Raw genomic sequence first — 14,594 nt, forward strand, 5'->3', positions numbered from 1 at the left:
CGCGGACCCCCGGCAGCAGGGCAGCCCGCGACGCGACGCCGCACACCGGTCCGTGACCGCCCCTGCGGTGACACGGTTCCCCGTGTCACCGCAGGAACGATTCAGCAGGAAACGGCCGGCGCGGGAGGCGCGCCGGTGCTCAGGAGGCGGCAGCGCAGTACTGCTGCTCCTTGCCGATCGACCGGTACATGCAGTCGGCGTTCTCCACGAGCTGGAGGACCGCGTCGCGGTTGCGGCTGGTCTCGCGCTCGATGACCTCGTCGGGCGGGTAGAAACCGCCGCCGGAGGCCGAGCGCGGGTACATCTCGAAGGTGTAGCCGAAGATCTTGTGCGTGCCCCACAGGAAGTCGTCGATGGACCCGTCCGTCACGTACAGGTCACTCGACTGCTGGGGGGTGTAGCCGTTGCTCGCGGCCATCTTGCGGCCGACCGCCGCGAAGGCGTCCCGGTCGTCCTGGGTCATGCCGGGGGCCGTGTCGGCGTACGTGTAGCCGAACGGCCACAGGACCAGCTCGCTGTACGTGTGGAAGTCGATGGCGGCCCGGATCTGCTGCTTCCCGCCGACGGCCCGCGAGCGGACGAAGTCGGCGACGACCTTCACCTCGGGCGCCGACTCGGGGGCGCGGCCCCGGTAGGTGTCCGAGCTCGGCGAGCTCGAGGAGCCGCCGCAGCAGCCCCACTTGTAGTCCCAGTTGCGGTTCATGTCGGTGCCGACGTAGGACGAGCCCGTGTTGGGCTGCCGGTTCTTGCGCCAGCTGCGGTAGGAGCCGGTGGCGATGTCGTACTCGCCGCCGTCGGGGTTGAGGTCGGGGATGATCCAGAGCTCGCGGCTGTTGACGGCGTTGGTGACGCGGGCGTCGGAGCCGTAGCCGGCCCCGAGTTCGCGCAGCAGGTACAGCGCCATCTCGACGGTCAGGTGCTCCCGGGCGTGCTGGTGGTGCGTGAAGAGGACCTCCGGCTCGTTCTCGTCCGTCGCCACGTTGTCGCTGATCTTGATGGCCACGATGTCGCGGCCCTGGTACGACTTGCCGATGACGCGGCGGCTCATGATGTTCGGATACTGCTGGAGCCGCTGGGCGATCTCCGCGTTCATCTCCGCGTAGGTGTGGTAGCGGGAGTCCGCCGAGGGGAAGTCCATGGGGGAGACGGGGGCGCCGCCGGTGCGGTTCGGGGGTCCGGGCAGCGGCTCCAGGGTGTGGCCGAGCGCGCGGAGGCGCTTGGCCTGGGCGGCGTTGGCGCTCACCACGACCGCGTGGTCGTCGACCTCGTCGACGGAGACGCCGGTGGCGGCGACGGCGGACCGCTCGGCGGGGGTGGAGGGGCCGTGGATCTCGTACTGGCGGATGACCTCCTCCGCCGCGGCGGCCGGGGCGGCGGGCGGGGTGGGGGCCGCGCCGGAGGTCGTGGCGGCGGTGAGCGGTGCCACAACGGCGAGGGCGAGGGCGGCCGCGAGGGTGACGGACCGTCCGCCTCTGATGCGTAGTCGCATGCTGTCTCCTGGGTGGGGGTCGGGGTGGTGTCCCCGTGGGACGCAGGATGCGCGTATGGCATGAGCGCGTCAAGATGGCCCTTCGGTCACGGGCGGACCGCCCCTTCGGCCACGGCCAGAAGGCCCACCCCTCTTGCGCGATCACCGCGCACCCGCTTTCGTGACGTGGCACGAGTGGACGAGGGGAAGGCGGACAGCGCATGGCGGACACCGCGGACACCACGCCCGGCCGGCGGCCGGACCGCGACGGCGGGGGACCGCACCACGGCGGCCCGGCCCCCGGCGGCCCCGGCCCCGACGGCCGGCAGACACCCGCGCCGCGGAAGGCGAGCTGGCGGTACATCGGGCCCGGCATCGTCGTGGCGGCCACCGGCGTCGGCGCCGGCGACCTCGTGGCCACGCTCATCGCGGGCGGCAGGTTCGGCTACACCCTGCTGTGGGCGGCCGTCGTCGGCTGCCTCGTCAAGATCTCGCTCGCCGAGGCCGCGGGACGCTGGCACCTGGCGACCGGACGCACCCTCTTCGACGGCTGGCGCAGCCTCGGCGCCTGGACGACCGGCTACTTCGCCGTGTACGTCGCCATCTGGGGCTTCGTCTACGGTGCCGCCGCCATGTCCTCCAGCGCGCTGCCCCTCCAGGCGCTGTTCCCGGGCGTCATGGACCTGAAGTGGTGGGCCGTCCTGTGCGGCCTGGCCGGGCTGGCGTTCGTCTGGTTCAACCGGTACGCCGTGTTCGAGAAGGTCATGACGCTCCTTGTCGGCGTCATGTTCGTCGTCACGCTCTACCTCGCCGTGCGCGTCACCCCGAACCTCGGGCGGGCCCTCGCCGGTCTCGCGCCCGTCCTCCCCGACGGCTCGCTGATCTACACCCTCGGCCTGATCGGCGGCGTCGGCGGCACGATCACGCTCGCCGCGTACGGGTACTGGGTCAACGCCAAGGGGTGGACGGACACCTCCTGGATCAAGGTGATGCGGCTGGACAACCGCGTCGCCTACCTCACCACCGGCGTCTTCGTCGTCGCCATGCTCGTCGTCGGCGCGGAACTGCTCCACTCCTCCGGCATCGCCCTCGCCAAGGGGGACAAGGGCCTCCTCGACCTCTCCGGGATCCTGGCGGACCGGTACGGCACGGTCACGTCCAAGCTGTTCCTCGTCGGCTTCTTCGCCACTTCCCTCACGTCCCTCATCGGCGTGTGGCACGGCGTGAGCCTGATGTTCGCGGACTTCGTCGCCCACTTCCGCTCGCGCGGCGCGGCCACCCCGGGCGAGGCGGCCGCGGTCGGCGCCCGTGAGCGGTCGCTGCCCTTCCGGGCGTACCTGCTGTGGCTGACGTTCCCGCCGATGGCGCTGCTCTTCCTGGACCAGCCGTTCGGCCTGGTCATCGTCTACGGCGTGATCGGCGCGTTCTTCATGCCGTTCCTCGCCGTCACGCTGGTGTGGCTGCTGAACTCCTCCCGCACGCCCGCCGAGTGGCGCAACGGGCCGCTGAGCAACGGCGTCCTCGGCGCGGCCGGACTGCTGTTCGTGGTGCTCTGCGTGCAGCAGGTGCGCGAGCTGCCCTGGTAGGCGCGGTACGGCCCGCCCGCCGGCGACGCGGTGCGCCGGCGGGCGGGCCACCGCGTCACGGCAGGTTGTGGACGTGCGGGCCGACCGCGTTGGACCAGGTGTTCGAGGCGGTCGCGTCCCAGTTGGTGGACCAGGTCATCGCGCCGCGCAGCGACGGCCAGGTCTTCGACGGCTTGAACGAGCCGCAGCCGGTGCCGCGGGTCAGGCAGTCCAGGGCGTTCTTCACGATCGACGGGTCGACGTAACCGCTGCCGGCGCCGCGCGGCGAGGCGGGCACGCCGAGGCCGACCTGCGAGGGGTCGAGGCCGCCCTCCAGCTGGATGCAGGCGAGCGCGGTGAGGAAGTCCACCGAGCCCTGCGCGTACACCTTGCCGTCGCAGCCGAGCATCGACCCGCTGTTGTAGTACTGCATGTTGACGACCGTGAGGATGTCCTTCACGGCGAGCGCCGTCTTGAAGTACTCGGTGCCCGTGTTCTGCATGTCGATGGTCTGCGGGGCCATCGTCAGCACCATCCCGGGGCCGGCCTTCGCCGACAGCTGGCGCAGCGCCTTCGTCAGGTAGGCGGAGTTGATGCCGTGCTCCAGGTCGATGTCGACGCCGCTGAAGCCGTACTCCTGCATCAGCGCGTACGCGCTGTTCGCGAAGGCCGTCGCCGACGCGTCGCTGTTGATCGTGACGTTGCCCTTCTCGCCGCCCACCGAGATGACCACCGACTTGCCGGCGGCCTTCTTCGCCGCGACGTCCGCCTTGAAGTCGGCGACCGAGGCGTAGCCGACGGCCGGGTCGAGGTTGAAGACGATCTGGCCGGGCGTGTTCGTCGAGTCGGCGAACGACACCGCGATGATGTCGTACTGCGCCTGCACGTCGCGCAGCTTCTGGACCTTGGCGCCGTTGTCGAAGTTCTGCCAGTAGCCGGTCAGCGCGTGCCTGGGCACGGTGGGGTGGGGGTTCGTGCCGCCGGGTGCGGTGCGGGCGGTGACGGTGGCCGACCGGGCCGACTCGCCGGCCGCGTTGGCCGCGGAGACCTGGAAGCCGTACGAGGTGTCGGCGGCGAGCCCCGTCACGGTCGCCGAGGTGCCGGAGACGGACTGGACCCGGGCGCCGTCCCGGTAGACGTGGTAGCCGGTCGCGCCGCTGACGGGGCTCCAGCTCAGCGAGACGGACGACGGGGTCACCGCCCCGGCCGCGAGCCCGGCCGGGGACGCGGGCACGACCGGGTCCGGGTCGCCGCTGCCGCCGCCGTCCGGCCCGAAGACCGAGACGTCGTCGACGTGGTAGGCGGCCTGCCCGTACCAGCCGTGCGTGTAGACGGTGACCGAGGTGGTGCCGGGGCCCGTGGTGAAGGAGGTGGTCAGCTGCTGCCACCCGGCCGCGCCGGGCGTCCAGGTCGACACGTCGGTCGTGCCGGTGCCGGACGCGCCGAGGTAGGCGTACCCGCCCTGCACCCAGGCGCTCAGCCGGTACGTGGAGCCCGGCTTGACGGTGACGGTCTGGGAGCAGCGGGCGTTGTCCAGCCCGCCGGGCGTCGCCTTCAGCGCGCCGGTGCCCGCGTGCACGGGCGAGGTGACGACGGCGCCGCTGCCGGCGGAGCACGTCCAGCCGGTGAGGCCGGACTCGAAGCCGGCGTTCCTGGCGACGTTGCGGTCCTCGGCGGCGGCGGGGGCGGTGCCGCCGGTCAGGACGAGGCCGGACGCCACGGCGAGCGCGAGCGCGCCGCCGGTGAGCGTTCTGGTGCGGTCCACTGTGCTGCCTCCGGTGGGGGAGTGGGGAAGTGGGGTGCGGGGGTGGGGAGTCGGCAGGGGGCGTGCGGGACGGTGGCCACCGTGGTGCGTGCCCGTACAAGTTGGTCCAGACCAATGCCCTTGTCAAGGTTCCCGTCCCCGCCCGGACTTCGGCCGCGGTCCGATGGGGCGCCATTCGCGCGGCCCGGCTGGGCCCGGTCGGGCCCCGTCGACCGGCCGCTGATGCCGACGTTCGGTCAACTTCCGCCACCTTCGCCCCATTTGCGGCCGCACGCGGTGCGCAGGGACCGCCACGAGGAGTCCGAAAGCGGTTCTCCCGCCCCGTCCCCGCCGATAAAGTGCGGGGTGGGAGCACACACGGAGCAGCAGTGTCGCGGGCGACCGCGACGCGCCGGGAACACCGGTGGCCGGACCGAACGGGGAACCAGCGTGCCGACCGCGATTGCCGTCACCAGTCCCGACCTGGTGCTGCCGCCGACCGACCACCACACCCCCGCCGCGGCCGTCCTCCCGGCCCCCGGCGAACAGCCCCTGGCCGCCGCGCTCGCCGACGTCCGCACCCTCCTCGACCAGCACGGCCACCTCATCGCGCTCTACCCGTCCTCCACGCCCGCCGACCACGTGCGCCGCCTGCACACCGTCCGCGCGCTCCTGGAGAGCGACCGCATGGCCCTGCTGCCGCTCGACCTGCCCCCGCTCGGCGTCGCCGTGCTCGCCCGCCAGCTGCGGCAGCTCTCCCTCTGCGACTTCGGACCCGGCGTCCTCGCGACCGCCGCCCGGCTCCTCGCCCACTACGTCCACGCCGGCGCCGTCCTCAACTCCGTCGCCCGCCTCGACCGCGTCCCCGTGACGCTCAAGGCGCACGCGAAGTCCTGGATGCCCGGCTCCCAGTTCGCCGTCCTCGCCACCCCGGCGCCGCACCTCACCCGGCTCGGCTCCCCGGACGACCGGCCCCTGCCCGGGCCCGACTTCGCCACCCGCATGGTCGTCGCACGCGGCCCGCTCACCACCGACTGGGTCACCGGAACGCTCGCCCCCGCCTGGCGCGTCCAGGGCGTCGACGAGGTCCCGCCACCGGCCGGATCACGGGCCTGGTGGGGTACGCCCAAGCTGGTCGAGTTCGCCGCGTACCTGCCCGATCTGCCCGTCCTCCACCAGCTCGTCTCGTCGGTCCGCCGCGAGACCTGCCCCTGGTGCCGCAGCGAACTCCTCGGCGACCGCTGCGGGTTCTGCTCCGCCCCGCTCGTACCGCCCCAGCCCGGGACCGGCGCGCCCAGTGGCCCGGCCGCCGCGCTCCCCCCGGGGGCCGCGATGAGACACGCGTCGTGACCGCCCCCGGGGCAGCGCCCCCGCGCCCCCGCCCCTCCTCCGCCCGCACCCCCACGAGGTCGTCCCGCCGATGAACGCACGCCAGCGCCGTGGTGTCATCCTGCTCGTCCTGTCCGTCCTGTGCGCCCTCGGCGCCTTCGCCGGCGTCGTCGTCGTGATCAGCGACGTCCAGGCGAAGGTGGGACCGGAGGTCACGGCGTACCGCGTCAAGGCGGACGTACCGGCCTACGCCGCGCTCCGGCCCGCCCAGTTCGAGAAGATCACGATGCCCGAGCGGTGGCTCTCCACCGGCGCCATACGGGACCTCACCGCCATCCGCGGCAAGATCGCCGTCGCGGAGCTCCGGAAGGGCTCGCTCCTCCAGAAGGACATGGTCGCCGACCGGCCCGCCCTGGAGAGCGGCCAGCAGGAGATCGCCATCATGATCGACGCCTCCACCGGCGTCGCCGGCAAGATCACCGCGGGAGCGCGGGTGAACATCTTCGCCACCTTCGACGACGAGGGCCGCGGCAAGAACGCCGTCGCCGAGTCGCGCCTCATCGTCGCCGGGGCCCGCGTCCTCGACGTCGGCCGGCTCACCCCGATCGACCAGCGGGACAACGACCGCACCGGTCCCGCCGGCGGCGAGGCCGTGCCGATCACCTTCGCCCTCACCACCGCGGACGCCCAGCGCGTCGCGTACGCCGAGTCGTTCGCGGAGCACGTACGCCTCGCCCTGCTCCCCTCCGACGGCCCCGCCACCCTGAAACCCGGGGAATCGACGTACACGCTCGACGAAGACAAGAACAAGTGAGGGGACAGGCAGCAGGATGACCACTCGCGTCCTCCCCGCCGTCGGCGACCCCGACGCAGCCCGGGCCGTCACCACGCTGCTCGGCCAGCTCCCCGACACCGAACCGGCGCTCCCCGTGCCCGTCGGCGACTCCACCACGCTCATCGACACCCTCGCCCGGTCCGCCGCCGTCTCCGTCGACGAGCTGCCCGAGGTCGTCCTCGTCCACGAACGCATCGGCCCCGTCCCGGCCCTCGACCTCATCCGCGAGGTCGCCCTCCGCTTCCCCGCCGTCGCCGTCGTCCTCCTCACCGCCGACACCGGCCCCGGCCTGTACTCGGCCGCCATGGACTCCGGCGCCCGCGGCCTCGTCGGCCTCCCCCTGTCGTACGAGGAACTCGCCCAGCGCGTTCACTCCGCCGCCGCCTGGGCCGCCGGGGTGCGCCGCCACCTCGGCCAGGGCGGCGACGGGCCGACCGGGCCGGGCGGCACCGTCGTCACCGTCAGCGGCGCCAAGGGCGGCGTCGGCACCACCGTCACCGCCGTGCAGCTGGCCCTCGCCGCCCGCGCGTCGGGCCGCAGCACCGCCCTCGTCGACCTGGACCTCCAGGCCGGGGACGTCGCCTCCTACCTCGACGTCCAGTTCCGGCGGTCCGCCGTGGACCTCGCCGCCATCCAGGACCTCACCCCCCGCGTCCTCCAGGACGCCCTGTACACCCACCCCACCGGCCTCGCCCTGCTGCTCGCCCCGGCGGACGGCGAACGCGGCGAGGAGGTCACCGACCGGTCCGCCCGCCAGATCGTCAGCGCCCTGCGCCACCGCTACGAGGTCGTCGTCGTGGACTGCGGCACGCAGATGGGCTCGGCCAACGCCGCGGCCGTGGAGATGGCCGACACGGCCGTCCTCGTCGTCACCCCGGACGTGGTCGCCGTCCGGGCCGCCAAACGGCTCGTCAGGCTCTGGGATCGGCTGCGCATCCGCAAGGCGGAGGACACCACGACCGTCGTGAACCGCCACACCCGCAACACCGAGATCCAACCGTCGCTCGTCGAGAAGATCACCGGCACCCGGACCGCCCGCACCGCCGTACCGGCCGCCTTCCGCGAACTCCAGCCGTACGTCGACTCCGGCCGCATGCACGAACTGGAGGCCAAGTCGGCGGTCAAGCAGGCACTGTGGGCACTCGCCGGGGAGCTGGACCTCGTGAAGGCCCCGGAGTCGGCCGCCGACCGGCCGGGCAGGCTCCGGGGGGACCGCGGCGCGGCCGGTCTGCGCCGCGCCCGCCGGAAGTAGCGGAGACAGGGGAGAGGGGAGGGGCGGCCCATGGGACCCGTACCCGCACGGACACCCGGCGCACGCCGCGACGGGGGCGACCGACGCCGCGAGGGGGACGGCGGACGCCCCCGCGGGGTCGGCGAACGTCCCCGTGACGTCGGTGGCGTGTGCGATGGCGGCGCGGAGGCGGGCGGCTCGGCGCCTCCGGCGGCCGGGGCGCCGGGAGCGCCCGCGGGGCCCGGTACGGCCGCGGAGCCCGGGGCGGTCGGAGGTGCGGCCGTGGGCCTCGGCGTGGCCGGGGCGACCGGTGCGGCCCCGGCCTCCGGGGCCTCTGGGGCCTCTGGGGCCTCCGGCCGATGCCGGCGGCCCCGGCGGCCCCGATGGTCCCGTCAGCCCCGCAAGCCTCGAGGGCCCCGATGGTCCCGGCGGCTGCGGGGGCCGGCCGGTGACCGGGGACAGGTCGCCGTCGAGTTCACCGGCCTCGTCCCCGTCGTGCTCGGCACGCTCCTCCTGCTGTGGCAGGCGACGCTCATCGGCTACACGTACGCCCTCGCCGGCAACGCCGCCGACGAGGCCGCCCGCGCCGGAGCGGTCGGCGGCGACTGCGCCGCCGCCGCGCAGTCGAAGCTCTCCGGCGCCTGGTCGGCCAGTACCTCCTGCGGGGGCGGTGGCGGCCTGGTGACCGCCGACGTGTCCCTCCAGGTACCCGCCCTCTTCCCCGGCGCGAACCTTCCCTTCACCGTCCGGGGCCACGCGGCCGCGGCCGACGAGCGGGAGGAGTGAGGCGGATGAGGCCCCCGACCCCGACCCGAGCCCCGGCCTCGGCCCCCGCCTCGGCCCCGACTTCGGCCTCGGCCCCGACTTCGGCCTCGGCCCCGACTTCGACTTCGGCCTCGGCCCCGACTTCGACTTCGGCCTCGGCCCCGACTTCGACTTCGGCCTCGGCCCCGACTTCGACTTCGGCCCCGACCCCGACTTCGACTTCGGCCCCGACCCCGACTTCGGCCCCGACTTCGACTTCGGCCTCGGCCCCGACTTCGGCCTCGGCCCCGACTTCGGCCCCGGCCCCGACTTCGACCTCGGCCTCGGCCCCGACTTCGGCCCCGGCCCCGGCCTCGGCCCCGGCCTCGGCCCCGGCCGGGACCGCAGTCCCGACCCCGACCCCGACCACAATCTCGCCCCCGGCACCGGCACCGGCACCGGCACCGACCTCGGCCACAGCCACGGCCCCCGCCGGGCCCCGGCGCCCCCGGGACCGGGGCCAGGCGGCCGTGGAGTTCGCCGGCTGGGTCGGCATCCTGATGCTCGCCGCGCTCGCCGCCGTCCAGCTCGGCATCGTCGCGTACGCCGTCCAACAGGCCGGTATGGCCTCCCGGGCCGCCGCGCGTGTCGCCTCGCAGGGCGGCGACGGCGCGTCCGCGGGGCAGGCCGCCATGAGCGGCTGGCTCGCCGACGGGGCCTCCGTCAGCGCGCCCTCCGACGGCGAGGCGGTGACGGCCTCCGTCACCGTCTCCATCCCGGCCGTCCTGCCCCTCCTCAGCTTCGACCCGGTCACCAGGACCACCACCATGCCCGTGACCAGCAGCGAGGGAGGGACCCCGTGAGCCTGCGCGCCCGCATCACCACCCCGGAGCCGGCCGGCGGCAGGGACGGCGAGGAGAACCACCTCGTCGGCGTCTACCGCGGCAAGCTCCTGGAGGAGATCGACCTCGCCGAGATGTCGGCCCTCCCCGCCGCCGACCGCCGGGCCCGCCTCGAACGGGTCCTCGGTCACATCATCAGCCGCGAGGGCCCGGTCCTGTCCTCCACCGAGCGCGCGCAGCTCATCCGCCGCGTCGTCGACGAGGCTCTGGGTCTCGGCATCCTCGAACCGCTCCTGGAGGACGCCTCCATCAGCGAGATCATGGTCAACGGCCCCGAGCAGGTGTACGTGGAGCGGCACGGCCGGCTCGAACGCCTCCCGATGCGCTTCTCCTCCACCGAGCAGCTCATGCAGACGATCGAGCGCATCGTCTCCACCGTCAACCGCCGCGTGGACGAGTCGAACCCCATGGTCGACGCCCGCCTCCCCTCCGGCGAACGCGTCAACGTCGTGATCCCGCCGCTCTCCCTCAGCGGCCCCGTGCTCACCATCCGCCGCTTCCCCCGCGCCTTCACGCTCCACGAGATGGTCGCCCTCGGGTCGCTGGACGAGCACATGGTGATGCTCCTCGCCGGACTGGTCCGCGCCAAGTTCAACGTCATCGTCTCCGGGGCCACCGGCACCGGGAAGACCACCCTCCTCAACGCCCTCTCCGGCCTCATCCCGGACGGCGAGCGCATCGTCACCATCGAGGACTCCGCGGAACTCCGGCTCCAGCAGTCCCACGTCATCACCCTGGAGTCCCGTCCCCCCAACGTCGAGGGCAAGGGCCGCATCACCATCCGCGACCTCGTCCGCAACTCGCTGCGCATGCGCCCCGACCGCATCATCGTCGGCGAGGTGCGCGGCGGTGAGACGCTCGACATGCTCCAGGCCATGTCGACCGGCCACGACGGGTCCCTCGCCACCGTCCACGCCAACAGCGCGGAGGACGCGCTGACGCGGCTGCAGACCCTGGCGTCCATGTCGGAGGTCGAGGTGCCGTTCGTCGCCATCAAGGACCAGATCAACAGCGCCGTCGACGTCCTCGTGCAGCTCACCCGGCACGCCGACGGCTCCCGACGGATCACGGAGGTCGCGATGCTCGACTCCCACGGCCGCGAGGAGTACCGCATCGTGACCGTCTGCCGGTTCGAGGCGCAGCCGATGGCCCCGGACGGCCGCGTGTACGGCAGGTTCACCCACCACCCGCTGCCCCGGCGGGTCGCCGAACGGCTGTACATGTACAACGAGCCCACCCCGGCGGCCTTCGGCGTCGCCCTGGACGACGCCCAACTGGCGACGCGCGGCACGGCCGCGTAACCGAGGCCACCTCCCCCCGCCGCTGCCAAGCCCCTCCGAGCCCCGACGGACCACCGACCGACGACCGAACGACCGACGAGCGAGCGACGAGCGAACGGCCGACGAGTGACCGCCGAGCGGACTACCGACGGACGGCGACAGACGACGACAGACGACGACGAACGACGACGAACGAGACGACGGACGAGACGACGACACGATGGACAACCTCCCGCTCCTCACCCTCGGCGTGACGCTGCTCGCCGGCCTCCTGGCCGTCGTGGGCGTCCACAGCTACGCCGCGGGCCGGGCGCAGCAGAAGGCGCTCGTGGCCCGGATGACCCACACGGGCCCGGTACCGATCGCCGGCCGCGGCCGCCGGTTCCCCCGTCTGGACCGCCGGCTGCGCGCGACCGGGGCGGGCCGCCGCCTCGAACGGAAGCTCGCCGTCACCGGCCTCGACGTCACGCCCGGCGAGTACACCGTCTACGCCGCCGCGGTCCTCCTCGCCGCGTACCTCGTCGTGTCGGCCGTCTTCGCCCCGTTCTTCGGCGTCCTCGCCGTCCTCGCCGGCCTGTGGGGCGCGGACGCCTTCCTCGGCTGGCAGCGCCAGCGCCGCACCGAGGCGTTCATCAACCAGCTGCCCGAACTGACCCGCGTCCTGGCCAACGCCACCCAGGCCGGGCTCGCGCTCCGCACCGCCATCGCCATGGCCGCCGACGAGCTCGACGACCCGGCGGGCGAGGAGCTCCGCAGGGTCGCCGACCAGCTCGCCGTCGGCCACAGCCTCGACGACGCGCTCGGCGACCTCGCCGACCGGCTCCCCTCCCGCGAACTGGTCGTCCTCGTCACCACCCTCGTCCTGTCGAACCGGGCCGGCGGCCAGGTCGTCGGCTCCCTGCGCAACCTCACCGGCACGCTCGACGAGCGCAAGGAGACCCGCCGCGAGGTGACCACCCTGCTCTCCCAGGTCAAGGTGACCGCCTTCGCCCTGCCGCTGCTGGGCCTCGGCTTCCTCCTCATGATCAACGGCATGAACCCGGGCGCACTCGACAAGATGACGGGATCCGTCGCCGGACAGGTCGGCTCGGTCGTCGCCTTCGCGCTGTACACGGCCGGCTTCGTGATGATCCGCCGCCTCTCCCGGGTGCGGGTCTGAGGCGCCGGGGAAGGAACGGAACCCGACATGGTCCTCCTGCTCGCCGCCCTGGCGGCCCTCGCGGTGTACGGCGCCTTCCACGGCGTACGCCTCTACCGGGCCGAGGCCCGGCTCCCCGGCGACCTCGCCGTCGCCCTGGAGGTGGGCGCCACCCGCACCACCGCCGTCGCCTCGGGCGTCGACCGGCTGGGCATGCGCCACGCACCGGCCGTACTGCGCCTGATGGGCCCCCGGCGGGTCGACGCCCTGCGCCGCCGCCTCGACATGGCCGGCAACCCGGGCGGCCTCACCGTCGACCGGTACGCGGCCCGCCGCGCCGTCTACGGCTCCCTCGGCGTGGCCGCCGCCCTGGCGATGCTGCTGCGCGGCCAGGCGGTCGTCGCCGCCGTCGTCCTCGCGTACGGCCTCACGTGGACCGACGTCCTGCTGCGCATCGCCATCCGCCGCCGCAGGGACGACATCGAACGGACCCTGCCGGACTTCCTCGACGTCCTCGCCGTCGTCGTCTCCGCCGGCCTGGGCTTCCGCCAGGCGCTGGAGCGGGTCGCCGAAAAGTACTCCGGCCCCTGGGCCGACGAACTGCGCATCACCCTGCGGCAGATGGACATGGGCGTCAGCCGCCGCGAGGCGTTCGACCAGCTGCGCCGGCGCAACGCCTCGGAACAGGTGTCGATGTTCGTCACCGCCCTGCAGCAGGGCGAGGAACTGGGCGCGCCGATCGTCGACACGTTGATACAGATCGCCAACGACATGCGCAGGACCGACGCGCAGAACGCCCGCCGCGCCGCCGCCAAGGCCGTACCGAAGACCACGCTCGTGGTGACGCTGGTGATGCTGCCGGCCACGATGATCCTCATCGCGCTGAGCTTCTACTACGGCTCGGGCGTCGACCTCGGCGACCTCCTGGGCGGCTGACATGACGCACAGCGGCACCCGGCCGCCGTCTGCGACCGCACACACCCCCCGCCCCGATCGGGACCGCTCGGCGCCAACGGCCCCTCCGCGCACTGACATCGAGCCGGAAAATCACCGCGCGGAATGTCCCGAAGACCCTTCGCTTACGCAAGCGGATATGGGACATTCGTTGCCGAGTCAACGGCAGGGGGACGTGGGCACCCCGACCCCGCCGGGCGATCCGGCACAGTCGGGACGAAGGGGGGCAGGACGGACCGTGACCGACCACCGAATCACATCCCGGTTCCCGATTCGGTCCCACGCAGGGGCGTTGGGGCCCATGATGAAGGGGGCTCACCCTGAGTACGGCCACGCCATCACCCGCGTGACCACCGGGACGACCTCCGCACCACGCACACCCGTCACAGAAGACCCGCACGATCCCGATCCCGGAGGGGACCGCCATGTCGAACATCGCACTGAAGGCCCTGACTCAGGCCAAGGTGTACGTGGGCACCTGGGTGAAGACCACGACGGACCACCTGAAACACCGCGCGGACCGAGGCCAGGGCGCTGTGGAGTACGTGGGCATCATCATCCTGGTCGGGGTGATCATCGCCGCGGTGGTGGGGTCGGGCATCGGCAACACCATCGCGACCGGGCTGCGCACCCAGGTCAGCAAGATCATCGGCAGCTGACCGCCGAAAACCCTTTCCGTCGGGACACCGGACAGGCCTCGCCGCTGTACGTCTTCATGGTGGCGAGCCTGCTCTTCCTCGCGCTGGCGTTCTTCGCGGTCGGCCAGGCCGGAGCCACACGCAACGGCGCACAGTCGGCGGCGGACGCCGCCGCGCTGGCTGCGGCCAAGGAGTCGAGGGACCGGTACCGGCTGGGTGGTCTCGACGGTGACGCCCTCGGTGACCTCTTCGACGGCGTGCTGGTCGGGGAGGACGGCTGTGGAGCGAGCCACGCCTACGCGGCCCGCAACGGCGCCGCGGTGGAGGGCTGTGCACCACTCGGCGACGGCCGCTGGGGCTTCACGGTGACGGTGCGGTCGGCGAAGCCGGTGGGGGACACCATCCTGCCGGGTACGGAAGGACAGCATGCGGTCGCCACGGCCACCGCAGTCGTCACACCCCTGTGCGCCTTCGAACCCGCCGAGCCGCCAGAGCCGGCCGAGTCCTCCGAACCCGATCCGGCCGATCCGGCCGATCCGGACGAGTCCGCCGAGCCGGCGGACGGCACCGGAGACGTGGACGCCCCGGTTCTCGGCTCGTTGGACTGTGACGGCACACAGCTGGAACTGGACCCCGACGACCTTCCGGACATGGCGGACCTCTTCGAGATCCGGCTGGCCGGGAACTGACCGTGAAGGAACGCAGAAGGAATGGCACTCATGGGTAAGCGATGCAGAGCGACCACGCGTGCTGCCGTGACAGGCGT

General features: G+C 73.3%; 14 protein-coding genes. 11 read left to right on the plus strand and 3 right to left on the minus strand.

Annotated elements, in window-relative coordinates:
- Positions 1 to 139: 139 nt before the first annotated feature.
- The gene (locus NRO40_RS19145; RefSeq protein WP_058941513.1) at positions 140 to 1,489 is read right to left on the minus strand and encodes a M14 family metallopeptidase; all 1,350 of its coding nucleotides are present in this window, start codon (positions 1,487 to 1,489) and stop codon (positions 140 to 142) included.
- A gap of 200 nt (positions 1,490 to 1,689) precedes the next feature.
- Between NRO40_RS19145 and NRO40_RS19150 the strand changes: the two genes are divergently transcribed.
- On the plus strand, positions 1,690 to 3,054 hold the full coding sequence (locus NRO40_RS19150) for an Nramp family divalent metal transporter (RefSeq protein ID WP_058941514.1): 1,365 nt from the start codon (positions 1,690 to 1,692) through the stop codon (positions 3,052 to 3,054).
- A 55-nt stretch (positions 3,055 to 3,109) separates the two neighbouring features.
- Here the strand turns inward: NRO40_RS19150 and NRO40_RS19155 are convergent, their stop codons facing one another.
- Entirely contained in the window at positions 3,110 to 4,798 is a 1,689-nt protein-coding gene (locus tag NRO40_RS19155) for a chitinase (RefSeq protein WP_058941515.1), read from the minus strand.
- A gap of 429 nt (positions 4,799 to 5,227) precedes the next feature.
- Between NRO40_RS19155 and NRO40_RS19160 the strand changes: the two genes are divergently transcribed.
- The 4 genes from NRO40_RS19160 (at position 5,228) to NRO40_RS19175 (ending at position 8,958) form a co-directional block, all read left to right on the plus strand.
- The gene (locus tag NRO40_RS19160; protein WP_058941516.1) at positions 5,228 to 6,127 is read left to right on the plus strand and encodes a hypothetical protein; all 900 of its coding nucleotides are present in this window, start codon (positions 5,228 to 5,230) and stop codon (positions 6,125 to 6,127) included.
- 70 nt (positions 6,128 to 6,197) lie between these two features.
- Complete coding sequence (cpaB, locus tag NRO40_RS19165; protein ID WP_058941517.1) at positions 6,198 to 6,920, plus strand: Flp pilus assembly protein CpaB; 723 nt, start codon at positions 6,198 to 6,200, stop codon at positions 6,918 to 6,920.
- A 16-nt stretch (positions 6,921 to 6,936) separates the two neighbouring features.
- A complete protein-coding gene (locus tag NRO40_RS19170) occupies positions 6,937 to 8,193 on the plus strand; it encodes an AAA family ATPase (RefSeq protein ID WP_058941518.1) in 1,257 nt (418 codons plus the stop codon).
- Positions 8,194 to 8,667: 474 nt separating this feature from the next.
- Positions 8,668 to 8,958: a pilus assembly protein gene (locus NRO40_RS19175; protein WP_232791011.1), complete on the plus strand. Its 291-nt coding sequence runs from the start codon at positions 8,668 to 8,670 to the stop codon at positions 8,956 to 8,958.
- On the opposite strand, the gene NRO40_RS19180 is transcribed toward NRO40_RS19175, so the two are convergent.
- Positions 8,912 to 9,400: a hypothetical protein gene (locus NRO40_RS19180; protein WP_157901811.1), complete on the minus strand. Its 489-nt coding sequence runs from the start codon at positions 9,398 to 9,400 to the stop codon at positions 8,912 to 8,914. The genes NRO40_RS19175 and NRO40_RS19180 overlap by 47 nt on opposite strands.
- A 46-nt stretch (positions 9,401 to 9,446) precedes the next feature.
- Here NRO40_RS19180 and NRO40_RS19185 point away from each other — a divergent pair, with 46 nt between their 5' ends.
- The 6 genes from NRO40_RS19185 to NRO40_RS19210 all read left to right on the plus strand — a co-directional run bounded on the left by NRO40_RS19185 (position 9,447) and on the right by NRO40_RS19210 (position 14,517).
- Complete coding sequence (locus NRO40_RS19185; RefSeq protein WP_058941520.1) at positions 9,447 to 9,779, plus strand: TadE/TadG family type IV pilus assembly protein; 333 nt, start codon at positions 9,447 to 9,449, stop codon at positions 9,777 to 9,779.
- On the plus strand, positions 9,776 to 11,119 hold the full coding sequence (locus NRO40_RS19190) for a CpaF family protein (protein WP_058941521.1): 1,344 nt from the start codon (positions 9,776 to 9,778) through the stop codon (positions 11,117 to 11,119). The genes NRO40_RS19185 and NRO40_RS19190 overlap by 4 nt, the downstream gene beginning before the upstream one ends.
- A gap of 199 nt (positions 11,120 to 11,318) precedes the next feature.
- Positions 11,319 to 12,257 carry a type II secretion system F family protein gene (locus tag NRO40_RS19195; RefSeq protein WP_058941522.1) on the plus strand — a complete coding sequence of 313 codons (939 nt, stop codon included), beginning with the start codon at positions 11,319 to 11,321 and terminating at the stop codon, positions 12,255 to 12,257.
- Between the two features lie 27 nt (positions 12,258 to 12,284).
- Positions 12,285 to 13,172 (plus strand): DUF5936 domain-containing protein, encoded by an 888-nt coding sequence (locus NRO40_RS19200; protein ID WP_058941523.1) that lies wholly within the window; start codon positions 12,285 to 12,287, stop codon positions 13,170 to 13,172.
- Between the two features lie 443 nt (positions 13,173 to 13,615).
- Positions 13,616 to 13,849, plus strand: a complete 234-nt coding sequence (locus tag NRO40_RS19205; RefSeq protein ID WP_058941524.1) for a hypothetical protein — start codon at positions 13,616 to 13,618, stop codon at positions 13,847 to 13,849.
- Positions 13,846 to 14,517: a pilus assembly protein TadG-related protein gene (locus tag NRO40_RS19210; RefSeq protein WP_079046954.1), complete on the plus strand. Its 672-nt coding sequence runs from the start codon at positions 13,846 to 13,848 to the stop codon at positions 14,515 to 14,517. Before NRO40_RS19205 ends, NRO40_RS19210 begins: the two co-directional genes overlap by 4 nt.
- Positions 14,518 to 14,594: the final 77 nt, after the last annotated feature.

Origin of the sequence: Streptomyces changanensis, assembly GCF_024600715.1 — a bacterium.
Lineage (GTDB): Bacteria > Actinomycetota > Actinomycetes > Streptomycetales > Streptomycetaceae > Streptomyces > Streptomyces changanensis.

Bases quoted from the DNA above. Each gene is read 5' to 3' on its own strand.
- NRO40_RS19200 (WP_058941523.1), top strand. From the start codon at position 12,285: ATGGTCCTCCTGCTCGCCGCCCTGGCGGCCCTCGCGGTGTACGGCGCC.
- NRO40_RS19145 (WP_058941513.1), bottom strand. From the start codon at position 1,489: ATGCGACTACGCATCAGAGGCGGACGGTCCGTCACCCTCGCGGCCGCC.
- NRO40_RS19170 (WP_058941518.1), top strand. From the start codon at position 6,937: ATGACCACTCGCGTCCTCCCCGCCGTCGGCGACCCCGACGCAGCCCGG.
- NRO40_RS19150 (WP_058941514.1), top strand. From the start codon at position 1,690: ATGGCGGACACCGCGGACACCACGCCCGGCCGGCGGCCGGACCGCGAC.
- NRO40_RS19205 (WP_058941524.1), top strand. From the start codon at position 13,616: ATGTCGAACATCGCACTGAAGGCCCTGACTCAGGCCAAGGTGTACGTG.
- NRO40_RS19195 (WP_058941522.1), top strand. From the start codon at position 11,319: ATGGACAACCTCCCGCTCCTCACCCTCGGCGTGACGCTGCTCGCCGGC.
- cpaB (WP_058941517.1), top strand. From the start codon at position 6,198: ATGAACGCACGCCAGCGCCGTGGTGTCATCCTGCTCGTCCTGTCCGTC.